The organism is Pseudomonas sp. UV AK001, from assembly GCF_046097675.1.
In the GTDB taxonomy this organism is placed as follows: Bacteria; Pseudomonadota; Gammaproteobacteria; order Pseudomonadales; family Pseudomonadaceae; genus Aquipseudomonas; species Aquipseudomonas kribbensis.
Genome location: NZ_JBJUVZ010000003.1, coordinates 1 through 16,598 on the forward strand (window position 1 = coordinate 1; position 16,598 = coordinate 16,598).

Here is a 16,598-nt window from a genome sequence, read left to right on the forward strand (position 1 = left end):
GTGCCCAGGGTGTAATCGATCGAGGCCATGACCGTATCGATGCCGGCGTTGGCCGTTTCGATAACGGTATCGCCGACATTGTCGACGTAATAGGTGTCGTCGCCTTTGCCTCCAGCCATGGTATCGGCGCCCGCCATACCGTTCAGAATGTTATTTAGGTCATTGCCCGTCAGTATGTCGTTGAACGCCGAGCCGACGGCGTTTTCAATTTTTGCACCATAGGCAATCGCCAGACCGTCTCTGATTGCCGTTTGATTGTTCAGGTCAACGAAGGCCTTGCCGATCTCGCTGTACGAGCCCTCATTCAGATTGATGGCAACAGACGCCAGCTGGTTGCTGCCATCAATCGTGTCATTGCCCCCCGCATCCCAGATTGTTTCGAAAATCGACTGGTTGGCATCCCACTTGTAAACGTTGTTGCCGGTCTGCCACAGCATGTTGGCGCCATACAGGCTCTGCATCGTGATGATGTCCAGAACCATCGGCGTCGTTGGCTGATAGGAGTAGTTACTGTTGTAACTCATCACTGTGAAGTGGACGTCGTCGAGTTTTGGGTCGAGCAAAAGCTTGTTGGTATTACTCGCGTCGAAAGGGTGCTTGAGGCCCAGCGCATGACCGATTTCATGAACGAACGTCAGGTAGTCGTAGCTACCTTTGCCCGGATTCGGATCATTTGTTTGTGGCCCGATCCAGACGTCGCCCGCAGTCGGTGTATCGGCAGGGAAATAAGCCCAGGCTGCCGTTTTGTCATCCATCAACCGGTAGGCGCCAAAGCGCAGGTCACCGACGTTGAACAAGGTATCGGTGGTCAATGTGAAATTCAGGTTCGCGACGGCGCTCCATGCACTGAGCGCGCTGGTCACCGCGGTCTTTTGACCGGCCGTCAACTCATACAGGGCATTGTATTCATTGTCAGGGCTGTAGTTGGTGATGAAGTACGAGGTCACCGGAGCCATGAAACTGTAACTGAGGTTGGTCGGCCCGTTGGGCGTCCAGTTGGAACCCAGCCAGAAGGTGCCGGAGATCAGACTGTCGACAATGGCGTTGCCAGTCAGGGTGGCGGTGAAAGTGGGGGAATACGTCTTGGGCGTCGGCATGGGATTTCCTGAATGCGCTGCGGCCCTTCCTGAATGCGACCGCTACAAAAAAAAGCGATTTTGCACCAGATTTTGTACATTTGACATCATTGAGCCATCATTTTCCGATTGATGGCGTCAAATTACTGACCCGGCGATCTATATCGGCCTGTGGGGTAGAATCCTTAGCGAACGCGTATTGCCGTCTGTCGAGGATTTAAATGTCTGCCCCAAGTCCTGCGCTTCTGCGCGAAACCTTCCCCGTCGGCCCCTTGCAGTGCAACTGCACGATCATCGGCGACCCAATTACCAAAAAAGCCATCGTTGTCGACCCTGGCGGCAATCCTGACCTGATCATGGCGCGTCTGGATGCGCTGGGTCTGAAGCTTGTGAGCATCATTCACACCCACGCGCATCTGGATCACTTTCTTGCCTCCGGGCAAATGAAAGAAAAAACCGGCGCAACCCTGCATCTGCATAAAGAGGATCAGTTCCTGTGGGACAACCTCGAGATGCAATGCCAGATGTTCGGTGTGCCTTACACCCCGGTGCCATCACCGGATCGCTGGCTGAGCGACGATGAAGAGCTGGCCTGTGGCTGCGGTGTGGCGCTGCACACGCCGGGGCATACACCCGGTTCCATGAGCTTTTGGTTTTCCGAGGCTAAGCTGTTGATTGCCGGCGACACATTGTTCCGGCGCGGAGTAGGGCGCACGGATTTGTGGGGCGGCGATCAGGCGACCATCGTGCGATCGATCAAGCAGCGGCTGTACACACTGGACGAAGACGCGACCGTTGTGGCCGGACACGGCCCGGACACGCGTCTGGGCGATGAAATGCGGGAAAATCCGTTCGTGCGCGCCTAAACATTTTGTCACGAGTGCCCGGCGGAATTTTTGTGCATTGTCATGATCCAACGCCCGCAAAGGTCCATTGCCAAACGGCCGTTGCACCACAGAATGCAAAAAAGTAGGAGCTCTCCATGTTCACCACGCGTCGTTTGATTATTGTCGCTACTGCCGTAGCCGTACTGTCCGGCTGCGCCTCGCCCAACCCGTATGACAATCAGGGTCAGGCCGACGGTGGCTCCCAGGGCATGAGCAAAACCGCCAAGTACGGCGGCCTCGGTGCACTTGCCGGTGCGCTGGCCGGTGCTGCCATCGACCACAACAACCGTGGCAAGGGCGCCTTGATCGGCGCTGCCGTCGTCGGTGCTTCCGCTGCCGGTTACGGCTATTACGCCGACCAGCAGGAGAAGAAACTGCGCGCCAGCATGGCCAACACCGGTGTCGAGGTGCAGCGTCAGGGTGACCAGATCAAGCTGATCATGCCGGGCAACATCACCTTCGCCACCGATTCGGCGAATATCGCGCCAAGCTTCTATCAACCGCTGAACAACCTGGCGGGCTCGCTCAGGGAATTCAACCAGAACCAGATCGAGATCGTCGGCTACACCGACAGCACCGGCAGCCGCCAGCACAACATGGACCTGTCCCAGCGTCGTGCGCAGAGCGTGGCAACCTACCTGACCTCGCAAGGCGTCAGCGGTGCCAACCTGTCGGCCCGTGGTGCCGGCCCGGATAATCCTGTTGCCAGCAACGGTGACGTCAATGGCCGGGCACAGAACCGCCGCGTTGAAGTCAACCTGAAGGCGATCCCGGGCCAGCAGTACGGTGGTCAGCAGCAACAGCAGCCGGGTACGGTTCAGCAGTATCCGTAACTGTCAGGTACAAAAAAGCCCCCGGACAAGTAATTGTCCGGGGGCTTTTTGTTGGTGCGAAGGCTGATTACTTCTTCAGACCGTAATGCTCATCCAGCATGCCAGGCGAGTTCGGAGTCTTCGGCGCGTAGTCGCGCGGTGGCTCCTGGCTGTGCGGTGGCGTCAGGCGCTCCCGTGGAGCCTGAACCGCTTCGGAGTGCAGGGAGGCCAGCAGACGCTGACGGGTCTGTTCGTCCAGGGCCAGACGATTGGCGCCCTCGGCGAGGTGATCCTGTACTTCCTGGTAGCTCTGGGTCAGTTTCTTGACCAGATTGGCGGTGCTGTTGAAGTGGGTCACCACTTCATTCTGATAACTGTCGAAACGTTCCTGAATGTCGTCCAGTTGACGCTGTGTGCGGCTGGGCGCGGCGTTCGGCGCAACGCGTGCGATCAGGAAACCAATGGCGACACCCACAACCAGGGCAAGAGTCGGCAACAACCAAACTAAGAGCGAGTGTTCCACGAGTCCTTCCTCTATAAACGGCTTTGCTTTACGTTAACGGCTCGAACCTGCGCTGTATACCGCGATTCACTCGCAATAGATTGGCACAGACAATTTGCTAGACGAGTCGACCCGATTCGAGGTCACGGAGTTCCTTCCTTGCTGATGCGTGAAACCCCTGTAGTGATTGATGGCCCGGTGGGTCAACTTGAATCCCTGTACCTGGACAACGAGCAGCCACGCGGCATCGCGCTGATCTGCCACCCCAACCCGGTGCAGGGCGGCACCATGCTCAACAAGGTCGTCTCGACCTTGCAGCGCACCGCGCGCGACGCGGGCCTGATCACCCTGCGTTTCAACTATCGCGGCGTCGGTGCCAGTGAAGGTTCCCATGACATGGGCAGCGGTGAAGTCGATGACGCCCAGGTAGCCGCTGCCTGGCTGCTGGAAAAACACCCGAATCTGCCGCTGACCCTGTTCGGTTTCTCCTTCGGTGGATTTGTTGCAGCAAGTCTCGGCGGTCGTCTTGAAGAGCAGGGCGTGCAACTTAAGCATCTGTTCATGGTGGCACCAGCAGTCATGCGTCTAGGGGATCAGGATCAGTTGCCGCAGCAGGGCGAGCTGACCGTGATCCAGCCGGAAACCGACGAAGTGATCGATCCACAACTGGTCTACGAATGGTCCGACAAACTCCAGCGCCCCCATGAGCTGCTGAAAGTGGCAGAATGCGGACACTTTTTTCATGGCAAGCTGACCGATCTCAAGGATCTGATCCTGCCGCGTCTCTCGAATTGATTGCAGTCTGACAAGCGATTACCCATGACGAACCGTACCCGCATCCTCACCGGCATCACCACCACCGGCACCCCGCACCTGGGCAACTACGCCGGTGCCATCCGCCCGGCGATCGTCGCCAGCCGTGACACGAACGCCGATTCGTTCTACTTCCTGGCCGACTACCACGCCCTGATCAAATGCGATGACCCGCTGCGCATCCAGCGCTCGCGTCTGGAAATCGCCGCGACCTGGCTGGCCGGTGGCCTGGATGTGGATCGTGTGACCTTCTATCGCCAGTCCGACATCCCGGAAATCCCCGAGCTGACCTGGCTGCTGACCTGTGTCGCCGCCAAGGGCCTGCTCAACCGAGCTCATGCCTACAAGGCTTCGGTGGACAAGAACGTCGAGACCGGCGAAGACCCGGATGCCGGCATCACCATGGGCCTGTACAGCTACCCGGTGCTGATGGCGGCGGACATCCTGATGTTCAACGCACACAAGGTGCCGGTCGGTCGCGACCAGATCCAGCACGTGGAAATGGCCCGCGATATCGGCCAGCGCTTCAACCACCTGTTTGGCCAGGGCAAGGAGTTCTTCACCATGCCCGAAGCGCTGATCGAGGAAAGCGTCGCCACGTTGCCGGGCCTGGACGGTCGCAAGATGTCCAAGAGCTACGACAACACCATCCCGCTGTTCACCAGCGCCAAGGACATGAAGGACGCGATCTCGCGGATCGTTACCGACTCCCGCGCGCCGGGCGAAGCGAAGGATCCGGACAATTCGCACCTGTTCACCCTGTTCCAGGCGTTCGCCACGCCGGCGCAGGCCGATGAGTTCCGCAGCGAGCTGCTGGGCGGTCTGGGTTGGGGTGAAGCGAAGAACCGTCTGTTCCAGTTGCTCGACAACGAACTGGGCGAGTCCCGCGAGCGTTATCACCAGTTGATTGAACGTCCGGCAGATCTGGAGGACATCCTGCAACACGGCGCCAAGAAGGCTCGTGCGGTGGCGACGCCGTTCCTCAACGAGTTGCGCGAAGCGGTAGGCCTGCGCTCCTTCGTCAATCAGGTTCAGGTGGCCGCGACCACCAAGAAGAAAGCCGCGAAAGCCGCGCGTTTCGTCAGCTTCCGCGAAGACGACGGCAGCTTCCGTTTCCGTCTGCTGGCTGCTGACGGCGAGCAACTGCTGCTGTCGCGCAACTTCGCCGACGGCAAGACCGCCGGCCAGGTGACCAAGCAACTGCAATCGGGTCAGGCGCTGGATGTGCGCAGCGAAGACCTGAGCTTCAGCGTCTGGCTGGAAGGCCAGTGTGTCGGTGACAGCCCGGCGTTTGCCGACATCGCTGCGCGGGATGCGGCCATCGAGGCCTTGCGGATCGCTCTGACACCGGTTCAGGAATAATCAACGGGCCGGCCCGACCAAGGGCCGATTGCCATTCCCACGGGCCATCGCTACAGTGACGGCCCGTTTTTGTTGCCTTGCTAACGAATTATGACGCCCCTAGAACGATATCAAGCTGATCTGAAACGCCCGGACTTCTTCCACGATGCGGCGCAGGAAACTGCCGTGCGTCACTTGCAACGCCTGTACGACGATTTGATCGCGGCCGAGCAGAACAAGCCGGGTTTGCTGGGCAAGCTGTTTGGCAAAAAGGATCAGACGCCGGTCAAGGGCCTGTACTTCTGGGGCGGCGTGGGTCGCGGCAAGACTTACCTGGTGGACACCTTCTTCGAAGCGCTGCCATTCAAGGAAAAGACCCGCACCCACTTCCACCGCTTCATGAAGCGCGTGCACGAAGAGATGAAAACCCTCGGCGGCGAGAAAAACCCGCTGACCATCATCGCCAAGCGTTTCGCGACCGAATCTCGGGTCATCTGCTTCGATGAATTCTTCGTTTCCGACATCACCGACGCCATGATCCTCGGCACGCTGATGGAAGAACTGTTCAAGAACGGCGTAACCCTGGTCGCCACGTCGAACATCGTCCCCGACGGACTGTACAAGGACGGCCTGCAACGCGCGCGCTTCCTGCCGGCCATCGCGCTGATCAAGCAGAACACCGAAATCGTCAACGTCGACAGCGGCGTCGACTATCGTCTGCGTCACCTCGAACAAGCGGAGCTGTTCCACTTCCCGCTCGACGAAGCCGCTCACGAGAGCCTGCGCAAGAGCTTCCGTGCGCTGACGCCTGAATGCACGGCGGCCGTGGAAAACGATGTGCTGATCATCGAGAACCGCGAAATCCGTGCCCTGCGCACCTGCGATGACGTGGCGTGGTTCGACTTCCGTGAACTGTGCGACGGCCCGCGCAGCCAGAACGACTACATCGAACTGGGCAAGATCTTCCACGCCGTGCTGCTCAGTGGCGTGGAGCAGATGAGTGTCACCACCGACGACATCGCCCGTCGCTTCATCAACATGGTCGACGAGTTCTACGACCGTAACGTCAAGCTGATCATTTCTGCCGAAGTCGAGTTGAAAGACCTGTACACCGGCGGGCGCCTGACGTTCGAATTCCAGCGGACCCTCAGCCGTCTGCTGGAGATGCAATCCCACGAATTCCTTTCCCGGGCGCACAAGCCTTAAGCGGATTCGGCAAATAAAAAAGGGCCTGCAGATGCAGGCCCTTTTTTGTGTCTGGTCGAATTGTCAGGCAGCTTGCTGGAACTGCTGTCGATACTGGTTCGGCGACAGTTCGGTGTGCTGGCGGAACAGGCGTGCGAAGAAGCTCGCATCGTCGTAGCCGACTTCGTAGCTGATGGTCTTGATGCTCTTGCGGCTGCCGGAGAGCAGGCCCTTGGCGGTCTCGATGCGCAATCGTTGCAGGTAGTGCAGCGGCTTGTCACCGGTGGCGGTCTGGAAGCGGCGCATGAAGTTGCGGATGCTCATGCCGTGCTCGCGGGCTACGTCTTCGAAGCGGAACTTGTCGGCGAAGTGTTCTTCTAGCCAGTGCTGGATCTGCAGGATGATCACGTCCTGGTGCAGCTTCTGGCCGCCGAATCCGATGCGGCCCGGTGAGTAGCTGCGCTGCACTTCATAAAGAATGTCGCGGGCCACGGCTTGCGCCACATTGGCACCGCAGAAACGCTCGATCAGATAGATATAGAGGTCGCAGGCCGAGGTGGTGCCGCCGGCACAGTACAGGTTGTCGGCGTCGGTCAGGTGTTTGTCCTGATTGAGATAGACCTTGGGGAAGCGCTCGGCGAAGGCATTGAAGAAACGCCAGTAGGTGGTCGCTTCCTTGCCGTTGAGCAGGCCGGCCTCGGCCAGCCAGAACACCCCGGTGGCCTCGCCGCAGAGCACGGCGCCACGGGCGTGCTGTTCACGCAGCCAGGGCAGGACCTGTGGATAACGTTGGCACAGCGTGTCGAAGTCATCCCAGAAGGCCGGAAGGATGATGACGTCGGCATTTTCCAGGCCGCCGTCCACCGGCATGACCACGTCACTGAAGCTGTTAACCGGTTTGCCGTCGGGGCTGACCAGGCGGGTTTCGAACGCCGGAGTCAGGCCGTGGCCCAGTTGTTTGCCGTAACGCAGGCTGGCCAGATGGAAGAAATCCTTGGCTTGCATGAGGGTGGAAGCGAAAACCCGGTCGATCGCCAGGATGCTGACGCGCCGCAAGGGCGTGGAGGCTTGCTTGGACATAATTCAACTTTTGTTTTTATAAGGGAAAGTGGTCACCAGACGGCTGGATCGTCTTATTTTTTGTCGGATGTGTCCAGTGTCCTGTAACGGGTGTGCGGCTTAGTCTCTGAAGGTCTGATCCCTCCAACAAGAACGAAAGGTGACGCATGATTCCCAGAACCCTGTTCAGCTCCGAGCACGAATTGTTCCGCGACAGCGTGCGGACTTTCCTTGAGAAAGAGGCGGTGCCGTTCCATGGACAATGGGAAAAACAAGGCTACATCGACCGTAAACTCTGGAACAAGGCAGGGGAGGCGGGGATGCTCTGCTCGCATCTGCCTGAGGAATACGGCGGGCTGGGGGCGGACTTCCTGTACAGCGCCGTAGTGATTGAAGAAGTAGGCCGACTGGGTCTGACCGGCATCGGTTTCTCGCTGCATTCGGACATTGTTGCGCCTTACATCCTGCATTACGGCAGCGAGGCGCTGAAGCAGAAATACCTGCCGAAACTGGTGTCCGGCGAGATGGTCAGCGCCATCGCCATGACCGAGCCGGGTGCCGGTTCCGATTTGCAGGGCGTCAAGACCACGGCTGTGCTGGATGGCGACGAATATGTGATCAACGGCTCGAAGACCTTCATCACCAACGGCTTTCTGGCTGATCTGGTGATCGTCGTGGCCAAGACCGATCCGAAAGCGGGTGCGAAGGGCACCAGTCTGTTTCTGGTAGAGGCGAACACGCCGGGCTTCGACAAGGGCAAGCGCCTGGAGAAGGTCGGAATGAAGGCCCAGGACACGTCGGAATTGTTCTTCCAGGACGTGCGCGTGCCGAAGGAAAACCTGTTGGGTCAAGCCGGTGCCGGGTTTGCCTATCTGATGCAGGAACTGCCGCAGGAACGGCTGACGGTGGCGATTGGCGGGTTGGCTTCAGCCGAGGCAGCACTGCAATGGACGCTGGATTACACCCGTGACCGCAAGGCGTTCGGCAAGGCGATCGCCGACTTCCAGAACACCCGCTTCAAACTGGCGGAAATGGCCACCGAGATTCAGATCGGCCGGGTATTCGTCGACCGCTGTCTGAAGCTGCATCTTCAGGGAAAACTGGATGTGCCGACGGCGGCAATGGCCAAATACTGGGGCACCGACCTGCAATGCAAGGTGCTCGACGAGTGCGTGCAGTTGCATGGCGGTTACGGCTTCATGTGGGAGTACCCGGTGGCCCGGGCGTGGGCGGATGCGCGGGTGCAGCGGATCTATGCCGGTACCAATGAAATCATGAAAGAAATTATTGCGCGGTCGCTTTGAGTTTTGCAGTGAATTGACTGGCCCCTTCGCGAGCAAGCTCGCTCCCACAGGTGATCACCGTGCCTGTGGGAGCGAGCTTGCTCGCGAAAGCGTTTTTTCTGCCAATCAAGGAGCCGGGTTCGGATGATCCTTGTGAATCGCTTCAATCCCTTCAAGCACTTCGTCTGAAAGATTCAGATAGAAACTGGCAATGTTGCTGTCCAGTTGCTCCAGCGTCGTCGCCCCGATGATGTTGCTGGTGACGAACGGTTGCTGATTGACGAAGGCCAGCGCCATTTGCGCCGGATCCAGGCCATGTTCCCGGGCGAGTGCCACGTAACGGCTGCACGCTGCTTCCGATTGCGCGTTGAAGTAGCGGCTGAAGCGGCTGTAGAGGCTCAGGCGACCTTTTGGCGGGCGGGCGCCACCTTCGTACTTGCCCGACAGGAAACCGAATGCCAGCGGCGAATAGGCGAGCAGGCCGCACTGTTCGCGAATGGCGATTTCCGCCAGGCCGACTTCGAAGCTGCGGTTGAGCAGGTTGTACGGGTTCTGGATCGATACCGCGCGCGGCCAGCCACGGGCTTCGGCCAGGGCCAGAAAGCGCATGGTGCCCCACGGGGTTTCGTTGGACAGGCCGATGTGGCGGATCTTGCCGGCCTTCACTTGCTCATCGAGCGCTTCGAGGGTGTCTTCGAGCGGGGTGAGGTTGGCTTCGATCTTGTGTTTGTAGCCCAGCTGTCCGAAAAAGTTGGTGCTGCGCTCCGGCCAGTGCAGTTGATACAGGTCGATGTAATCGGTCTGCAGGCGCTTGAGGCTGGCGTCCACGGCTTCGTTGATGTGCTGGCGGTTGTGGCGCAGGTTTTTGTCGCGGATGTAGTCGATGGTGTTGCCGGGGCCGGCGATCTTGCTGGCGAGGATCCAGTCGGCGCGGTCGCCGCGGCTCTTGAAGTAATTGCCGATGTAGCGCTCGGTGGTGGCGTAGGTTTCGGCTTTCGGCGGCACCGGGTACATCTCGGCGGTGTCGATGAAATTGATCCCGGCGCCCTTGGCCCGCTCGATCTGGGCGAAGGCTTCAGCTTCAGTATTTTGCTCGCCCCAGGTCATGGTGCCGAGGCAGATTGCACTCACGTTCAGGTCGGTACGGCCTAGCTGGCGATAGTCCATCGGGTGCTCCTTGGGCAAAACAAGCATAAAAGCAGGTTGAAATTTTTTTCGCAATCTGCATAATTGCCGACCTCTTTCTGCAGTGGAAGTGATGCCCCGCCGCCGAAGAATCTTGCCGTTGAACGGACGCGCCGACCCGAGCCCCCGAAAGCGTCTGTATCCGGCTGCCTTTGACTTGTCAAAGTACGCACTATTCAGTAAGATCCGCCGTCTTATTTACAGGCGGCCCCTGAGGCTATAAAGAATGAAAACTTTTACTGCTAAACCGGAAACAGTAAAGCGCGACTGGTTTGTCGTCGACGCTGCTGGTCAGACCCTGGGTCGTCTGGCCACCGAAATCGCGAGCCGTCTGCGTGGCAAGCACAAGCCTGAGTACACTCCTCACGTTGACACCGGCGACTACATCGTCGTAATCAACGCCGAGCAAGTTCGTGTAACCGGTGCTAAAACCACTGACAAAATGTACTACTCCCACTCCGGTTTCCCGGGCGGTATCAAGTCGATCAACTTTGAAAAACTGATCGCCAAGGCCCCTGAGCGCGTGATCGAGACCGCGGTTAAAGGCATGCTGCCTAAGAACCCGCTGGGTCGCGACATGTACCGTAAGCTGAAAGTCTATGCGGGCGCTGCACACCCTCATACTGCTCAGCAGCCCCAAGAACTGAAGATTTAACGGAATAGTTCATTATGTCGGCGACTCAAAATTACGGCACTGGCCGTCGCAAGACCGCAACCGCACGCGTTTTCCTGCGTCCGGGTACTGGTAACATCTCCATCAACAACCGTTCGCTGGATTCGTTCTTCGGCCGCGAAACTGCCCGCATGGTAGTTCGTCAGCCGCTGGAACTGACCGAGACTGTCGAGAAATTCGACATCTACGTCACCGTGATCGGCGGTGGTGTAAGTGGTCAGGCTGGCGCAATCCGCCACGGTATCACTCGCGCTCTGATGGACTACGACGAAACCCTGCGTAGCGCTCTGCGCAAAGCTGGCTTCGTTACCCGCGACGCCCGTGAAGTTGAACGTAAGAAAGTTGGTCTGCGTAAAGCGCGTAAGCGTCCGCAGTACTCGAAGCGTTAATTCCGCTTCCACGTTCAAAAAGAACGCCCGATTCCTCACGGAACCGGGCGTTTTTTTATGCGTGCGATTTCTCGAATAATTGCGCTGTGACAACTTGCCACATTCGTAGACCCCCTATACTACAAGGCTTGAGGGCCAGCCCTCCGGGTAATTACCTTGTCAGAATTGGGGGTTTTCATTACCATTCGGCAAAATTTTTATAAGTACATTGTTTCATATTTAGTAGATGCCTGATTTAACAGGCCACAAAGCTGATGGGAGAGGACTGAATGAGCAATGACGGCGTGAATGCAGGCCGGCGTCGCTTCTTGGTAGCGGCCACATCCGTGGTGGGTGCTGCAGGAGCGGTGGGGGCTGCGGTCCCGTTCGTGGGGTCATGGTTTCCCAGTGCCAAGGCGAAGGCTGCCGGCGCACCGGTGAAAGTGAATGTCAGCAAGATCGAGCCCGGACAGCAGATGATTGCTGAATGGCGCGGCCAGCCGGTATTCATTGTTCGCCGTACTGCGGAAATCCTGGGGAATCTCAAGAAGATCGAGGGCCAGCTCTCCGATCCGACCTCCAAAAACTCCACGCAACCCACCTATGTCGACCCTGAAGTGCGTTCGATCAAGCCGGAAATCCTGCTGCTGATCGGGATCTGCACTCACCTGGGTTGCTCACCGACCTTCCGTCCCGAAGTGGCACCCGCGGATCTGGGCAAAGACTGGGTAGGTGGCTATTTCTGCCCTTGCCACGGTTCCCACTACGATCTGGCTGGCCGCGTCTACAAGTCGCAACCTGCGCCTTTGAACCTGCCAGTACCCCCGCATTCCTATGAGACCGATGACCTGATTGTCATTGGCGTCGATACGGAGAAAGCGTGATGAGCAAGTTCATGGATTGGGTTGATGCGCGCTTCCCCGCCACCAAAATGTGGGAAGACCATCTCAGCAAGTATTACGCTCCAAAAAACTTCAACTTCTTCTACTTCTTCGGCTCGCTGGCGCTGCTCGTTCTGGTCAATCAGATCGTCACCGGTGTCTGGCTGACCATGAGCTACACCCCGTCGGCGGAAGAGGCGTTCGCCTCCGTCGAATACATCATGCGCGACGTCGAGTACGGCTCGATCCTGCGTTTGCTCCACTCTACCGGCGCTTCGGCGTTCTTCATCGTGGTCTATCTGCACATGTTCCGTGGCCTGCTTTACGGTTCGTACCAGAAGCCGCGGGAACTGGTGTGGGTGTTCGGCATGCTGATCTACCTGGCGTTGATGGCCGAAGCCTTCATGGGGTACCTGCTGCCATGGGGTCAGATGTCCTACTGGGGCGCCCAGGTGATCATCTCGCTGTTCGGCGCGATTCCGGTTATCGGCAACGACCTGACCCAGTGGATTCGTGGTGACTACCTGATTTCCGGAATCACCCTGAACCGCTTCTTCGCCCTGCACGTAGTGGCCTTGCCGATCGTGATTCTCGGTCTGGTGGTGTTGCACATCCTGGCGTTGCACGAAGTCGGTTCGAACAACCCGGACGGCGTGGACATCAAGAAGCACAAGGACGAGAACGGTGTGCCGCTGGACGGCATCGCTTTCCACCCGTACTACACCGTGAAAGACATCGTCGGTGTGGTGGTCTTCCTGTTCATCTTCTGCTTCATTGTGTTCTTCTTCCCGGAAATGGGTGGCTACTTCCTCGAAAAACCAAACTTTGAGCAAGCCAACCCGTTCAAGACGCCAGAGCACATTGCACCGGTCTGGTACTTCACTCCGTTCTACGCAATCTTGCGTGCGATCCCGGACAAACTCATGGGCGTTATCGCCATGGGTGCCTCGATTGCCTTGCTGTTCGTGCTGCCATGGCTTGATCGTAGCCCGGTCAAATCGATGCGCTACAAAGGCTGGATGAGCAAAATCTGGCTGGTGGTGTTCTGCATTTCCTTCGTGATCCTCGGCATTCTGGGGGTTCTGGCCCCGACGCCGGAGCGCACGCTGTTGTCGCAGGTCTGCACCTTCCTCTACTTCGCCTACTTCATTCTGATGCCGTTCTACACCAGGCTCGAGAAGACCAAACCGGTTCCGGAAAGGGTGACTGGCTGATGAAAAAGTTATTTTTTGCTCTGATTTTTGCTGCTCTGCCTGTGCTGTCCTTTGCTGCGGAACACGGTGGTCCGGAACTGGAAAAAGTCGATATCGACGTTTCCGACAAGGCCGCCCTGCAGGATGGCGCACGCACCTTTGCCAACTATTGCATGGGTTGCCACAGTGCCAAGTTCCAGCGTTACGAGCGTGTTGCCGATGACCTCGGCGTTCCGCACGAAATGATGCTGGAGAAACTGGTGTTCACCGGTGCCAAGATCGGCGATCACATGAACATCGGCATGCAACCGGCCGACGCCAAGACCTGGTTCGGTGCAGCGCCACCGGACCTGACCCTGGTGGCGCGTGTTCGTGGCACCGACTGGCTGTATGGTTATCTGCGTTCGTTCTATGAAGATCCGGCGCGTCCATGGGGCGTGAACAACAAGGTCTTCCCGAACGTCGGCATGCCTAACGTGCTGGTCGGCCTGCAAGGTCGCCAGGTCGTGGGTTGCAAACAGGTGCAGATCGTCGAGGATGGCAAGAAGCAGTACGATCCGCTGACCGGTACGCCTTTGACCCATGAGGCTTGCGATCAACTGACCATCGTGCCGAAAACCGGCACCCTGAACGAAGAGCAGTTCGATGAGAAGGTCAAGAATCTGGTAACCTTCCTGGCTTACTCGGCTAACCCGGTTAAGCTGCAACATCAGCGCATCGGTACTTACGTATTGCTGTACCTGGCGTTCTTCTTTGTGTTCGCCTACCTGCTCAAGCGTGAATACTGGAAAGACGTGCACTGATAACGCTTCAAGCAATTGCTGTTAATCGCGCGCGCCCAAGGGCGCCTCTGAAAACGCAAGGCCTGGTCAGCCAGGTACTGCGGGAGGCGCCCTCTGGGCGCGCGCGTTTTTCCGGCTCCGACTATTTCAACAAGCGAGGAGGATCGCCATGGGCGTGACCAATCGGTTGGCCTGTTACTCCGACCCCGCCGACCACTATTCCCACCGAGTGCGCATCGTGCTTGCAGAGAAGGGTGTCAGCGCCGAAATCATTTTTGTGGAGGCTGGTCGTCAGCCGCCTAAACTGATTGAAGTGAACCCTTACGGCAGTCTCCCGACGCTGGTCGATCGCGACCTGGCGTTGTGGGAGTCGACCGTGGTGATGGAGTATCTGGATGAGCGTTACCCGCATCCGCCATTGATGCCTGTGTACCCGGTGGCGCGTGCCAACAGTCGTCTGTTGATGCACCGTATCCAGCGTGACTGGTGTGGTCTGGTGGATCTGATTCTGGATTCACGCACCAAGGAAGCTGCGCGTGTCGTGGCGCGCAAGGAATTGCGTGAAAGCCTGACGGGCGTGTCGCCGCTGTTCGCCGACAAGCCGTTTTTCCTCAGTGAGGAACAAAGTCTGGTGGATTGCTGCCTATTGCCAATACTCTGGCGTTTGCCGATTCTGGGTATAGAACTGCCGCGGCCGGCCAAGCCGCTGCTTGATTATATGGAGCGTCAATTTGCGCGTGAGGCTTTCCAGGCGAGTCTGTCTGGTGTCGAACGCGACATGCGCTAAGGCTTAAGGAGCCGCTATGAACTCCAGTCGACCTTATCTGGTCCGCGCGCTCTACGAGTGGATTGTGGATAACGATTGCACCCCGCACATGCTGGTCAACTCCGAGTACCCGGCAGTGCAGGTACCACAGGGCTTTGCCAGTGACGGGCAGATTGTCCTGAATATTTCACCGAGTGCCGTGCGGCATCTGCACATGGACAACGACGTGGTGACCTTCGAAGGTCGCTTCGGTGGTGTTCCGCACAGTCTGTACGTGCCGATTGCTGCGATCCTGGGTATCTACGCCCGGGAGAACGGTCAGGGCATGGTGTTCGATCTGGAGTCGCCGATGGATGACGAAGACGAGATCGAGCAGGATGACGATATTCCGCCACCAGACAGCGAACCACCGCGCCCAAGCGGCCGGCCAAGCCTGAAAGTGGTGAAGTAATAAAAAAGGCGATCCAACCGGATCGCCTTTTTTGTGCCCGTGGGAGCGAGCCTGCTCGCGATAGCGCTTTCGTAAGCGCCGCCGAGGGCAGATCGTTCTCAGTCGATGTACTCGAACAGTTTCACGATCTTCTGCACGCCGGACACGCCCTGGACCAGATTGGTGGCCTGGGCTGCTTCCTGCTTGGTCAGCAGGCCGAGCAGATAGACGATGCCGTTCTCGGTCACGACTTTGATGCGCGAGCCGGGAATGCTGGCGTCGGTCAGCATCTGGGTTTTGATCTTGGTCGTCAGCCAGGAGTCGTTCTGGCGGGCGAGGAAGCTCGAAGGGGCGATCACTTGCAGTTCGTTGTGCACCTTCTTCACGCGTTGCACATTGGCGGCAGCCTGTTCGGCCTTGGCCTTGAGGTCTTCGCGCGGGGTCTGGCCGGCCAGCAGCACGATGCCGTTGAAGCTGGTAACGACGATGTGCGAGTCATTGTCCAGGCCCGGATCGGCCTTGGCCACGTTGACGCCGACTTTGGTCTCGATCAATGAATCGTCGATCTTGCTGCCGAAGGTGCGGGTGCCGCGATCGTCTTCGATCGGTGCTTCGCGGCTGGCATTCACCACGGAGGTGCAGCCAGTAATGCCGAGGCACAGGGTCAAGGCCAGAAGGCCAAGGCGATTAGGGGTCATTCTTCACTCCCGAACAGTTGGCTGTCGATCAGATCACAAAGGCAATGGATCGCCAGCAAGTGGACTTCCTGAATACGTGCGGTGACATTGGCCGGTACGCGAATCTCGACGTCTTCGGGCAGCAGCAGCGACGCCATGCCGCCGCCATCGCGCCCGGTCAAAGCTACGACAATCATTTCGCGATCATGTGCGGCCTGGATCGCCTGAATAATGTTCGCCGAGTTACCGCTGGTCGAAATCGCCAGCAGCACATCGCCGGGCTGGCCGAGTGCACGGATCTGCTTGGAGAACACTTCGTTGTAGCTGTAGTCGTTGGCGATCGAGGTGATGGTCGAACTGTCGGTGGTCAGGGCGATGGCCGGCAGGCTCGGACGCTCGCGCTCGAAACGGTTGAGCAGTTCCGAGGAAAAGTGCTGGGCATCGCCGGCCGAGCCGCCGTTGCCGCACGAGAGCATTTTCCCTTCGTTGAGCAGGGCGTTGACCATTACCTGGCTGGCTTGCTCGATGTGCGGTGCAAGTACGTCCATCGCCTGTTGCTTGGTGTCGATACTGGCCTGAAAAAGCTGGCGAATTCGGGATTGCATGTCCATCTGTGTGACCTTAATTAGCGCGGCTGTCCGGCACGTGAATGTGCAGCCCGCAAAGCAAAGAGCAAAAGTGTTGA

The 16,598-nt window shown here is 58.3% G+C and carries 19 protein-coding genes; 13 read left to right on the forward strand and 6 right to left on the reverse strand.

Going from position 1 to position 16,598, the window contains the following annotated elements; genetic code table 11:
* On the reverse strand, nucleotides 1-1,097 hold a 1,097-nt coding region (locus ACKLNA_RS11020; RefSeq protein WP_408985876.1), incomplete at its 3' end, for a M10 family metallopeptidase.
* Nucleotides 1,098-1,297: 200 nt separating this feature from the next.
* Between ACKLNA_RS11020 and ACKLNA_RS11025 the strand changes: the two genes are divergently transcribed.
* Nucleotides 1,298-1,942 (forward strand): MBL fold metallo-hydrolase, encoded by a 645-nt coding sequence (locus ACKLNA_RS11025; RefSeq protein ID WP_408985877.1) that lies wholly within the window; start codon nucleotides 1,298-1,300, stop codon nucleotides 1,940-1,942.
* Nucleotides 1,943-2,058: 116 nt separating this feature from the next.
* The gene (locus tag ACKLNA_RS11030) at nucleotides 2,059-2,796 is read left to right on the forward strand and encodes an OmpA family protein (protein WP_085709335.1); all 738 of its coding nucleotides are present in this window, start codon (nucleotides 2,059-2,061) and stop codon (nucleotides 2,794-2,796) included.
* Nucleotides 2,797-2,863: 67 nt separating this feature from the next.
* On the opposite strand, the gene ACKLNA_RS11035 is transcribed toward ACKLNA_RS11030, so the two are convergent.
* Complete coding sequence (locus tag ACKLNA_RS11035; RefSeq protein ID WP_085709336.1) at nucleotides 2,864-3,298, reverse strand: YhcB family protein; 435 nt, start codon at nucleotides 3,296-3,298, stop codon at nucleotides 2,864-2,866.
* A gap of 144 nt (nucleotides 3,299-3,442) precedes the next feature.
* Here ACKLNA_RS11035 and ACKLNA_RS11040 point away from each other — a divergent pair, with 144 nt between their 5' ends.
* The 3 genes from ACKLNA_RS11040 to zapE all read left to right on the forward strand — a co-directional run bounded on the left by ACKLNA_RS11040 (nucleotide 3,443) and on the right by zapE (nucleotide 6,637).
* Nucleotides 3,443-4,072 carry an alpha/beta hydrolase gene (locus tag ACKLNA_RS11040; RefSeq protein WP_408985878.1) on the forward strand — a complete coding sequence of 210 codons (630 nt, stop codon included), beginning with the start codon at nucleotides 3,443-3,445 and terminating at the stop codon, nucleotides 4,070-4,072.
* 24 nt (nucleotides 4,073-4,096) lie between these two features.
* A complete protein-coding gene (locus tag ACKLNA_RS11045) occupies nucleotides 4,097-5,452 on the forward strand; it encodes a tryptophan--tRNA ligase (RefSeq protein WP_408985879.1) in 1,356 nt (451 codons plus the stop codon).
* Between the two features lie 90 nt (nucleotides 5,453-5,542).
* Nucleotides 5,543-6,637: a cell division protein ZapE gene (gene zapE / locus ACKLNA_RS11050; RefSeq protein ID WP_085606932.1), complete on the forward strand. Its 1,095-nt coding sequence runs from the start codon at nucleotides 5,543-5,545 to the stop codon at nucleotides 6,635-6,637.
* A 63-nt stretch (nucleotides 6,638-6,700) separates the two neighbouring features.
* Here the strand turns inward: zapE and ACKLNA_RS11055 are convergent, their stop codons facing one another.
* Nucleotides 6,701-7,597 (reverse strand): GlxA family transcriptional regulator, encoded by an 897-nt coding sequence (locus ACKLNA_RS11055; RefSeq protein ID WP_170931599.1) that lies wholly within the window; start codon nucleotides 7,595-7,597, stop codon nucleotides 6,701-6,703.
* 245 nt (nucleotides 7,598-7,842) lie between these two features.
* On the opposite strand from ACKLNA_RS11055, the gene ACKLNA_RS11060 reads away from it, so the two are divergent.
* On the forward strand, nucleotides 7,843-8,979 hold the full coding sequence (locus tag ACKLNA_RS11060; RefSeq protein ID WP_408985880.1) for an acyl-CoA dehydrogenase family protein: 1,137 nt from the start codon (nucleotides 7,843-7,845) through the stop codon (nucleotides 8,977-8,979).
* Nucleotides 8,980-9,084: 105 nt separating this feature from the next.
* Here the strand turns inward: ACKLNA_RS11060 and ACKLNA_RS11065 are convergent, their stop codons facing one another.
* Nucleotides 9,085-10,125 (reverse strand): NADP(H)-dependent aldo-keto reductase, encoded by a 1,041-nt coding sequence (locus ACKLNA_RS11065; protein WP_408985881.1) that lies wholly within the window; start codon nucleotides 10,123-10,125, stop codon nucleotides 9,085-9,087.
* A 244-nt stretch (nucleotides 10,126-10,369) separates the two neighbouring features.
* Between ACKLNA_RS11065 and rplM the strand changes: the two genes are divergently transcribed.
* The 7 genes from rplM (at nucleotide 10,370) to ACKLNA_RS11100 (ending at nucleotide 15,257) form a co-directional block, all read left to right on the forward strand.
* Entirely contained in the window at nucleotides 10,370-10,798 is a 429-nt protein-coding gene (rplM, locus tag ACKLNA_RS11070; RefSeq protein ID WP_007928449.1) for a 50S ribosomal protein L13, read from the forward strand.
* A 14-nt stretch (nucleotides 10,799-10,812) separates the two neighbouring features.
* Complete coding sequence (gene rpsI, locus ACKLNA_RS11075) at nucleotides 10,813-11,205, forward strand: 30S ribosomal protein S9 (protein WP_007961615.1); 393 nt, start codon at nucleotides 10,813-10,815, stop codon at nucleotides 11,203-11,205.
* Nucleotides 11,206-11,474: 269 nt separating this feature from the next.
* Nucleotides 11,475-12,068: a ubiquinol-cytochrome c reductase iron-sulfur subunit gene (gene petA, locus ACKLNA_RS11080; RefSeq protein ID WP_003228055.1), complete on the forward strand. Its 594-nt coding sequence runs from the start codon at nucleotides 11,475-11,477 to the stop codon at nucleotides 12,066-12,068.
* Nucleotides 12,068-13,279 carry a cytochrome b gene (locus tag ACKLNA_RS11085; protein ID WP_408985882.1) on the forward strand — a complete coding sequence of 404 codons (1,212 nt, stop codon included), beginning with the start codon at nucleotides 12,068-12,070 and terminating at the stop codon, nucleotides 13,277-13,279. Before petA ends, ACKLNA_RS11085 begins: the two co-directional genes overlap by 1 nt.
* A complete protein-coding gene (locus ACKLNA_RS11090) occupies nucleotides 13,279-14,061 on the forward strand; it encodes a cytochrome c1 (RefSeq protein ID WP_064383969.1) in 783 nt (260 codons plus the stop codon). Before ACKLNA_RS11085 ends, ACKLNA_RS11090 begins: the two co-directional genes overlap by 1 nt.
* A gap of 148 nt (nucleotides 14,062-14,209) precedes the next feature.
* The gene (locus ACKLNA_RS11095) at nucleotides 14,210-14,827 is read left to right on the forward strand and encodes a glutathione S-transferase N-terminal domain-containing protein (RefSeq protein ID WP_085709342.1); all 618 of its coding nucleotides are present in this window, start codon (nucleotides 14,210-14,212) and stop codon (nucleotides 14,825-14,827) included.
* Between the two features lie 16 nt (nucleotides 14,828-14,843).
* Nucleotides 14,844-15,257, forward strand: coding sequence for a ClpXP protease specificity-enhancing factor (locus ACKLNA_RS11100; protein ID WP_065261496.1), 414 nt, complete (start codon nucleotides 14,844-14,846; stop codon nucleotides 15,255-15,257).
* Nucleotides 15,258-15,355: 98 nt separating this feature from the next.
* Here the strand turns inward: ACKLNA_RS11100 and ACKLNA_RS11105 are convergent, their stop codons facing one another.
* Entirely contained in the window at nucleotides 15,356-15,934 is a 579-nt protein-coding gene (locus tag ACKLNA_RS11105; protein WP_085709343.1) for a BON domain-containing protein, read from the reverse strand.
* Nucleotides 15,931-16,524: a phosphoheptose isomerase gene (locus ACKLNA_RS11110; RefSeq protein WP_007928463.1), complete on the reverse strand. Its 594-nt coding sequence runs from the start codon at nucleotides 16,522-16,524 to the stop codon at nucleotides 15,931-15,933. The genes ACKLNA_RS11105 and ACKLNA_RS11110 overlap by 4 nt, the downstream gene beginning before the upstream one ends.
* Nucleotides 16,525-16,598: the final 74 nt, after the last annotated feature.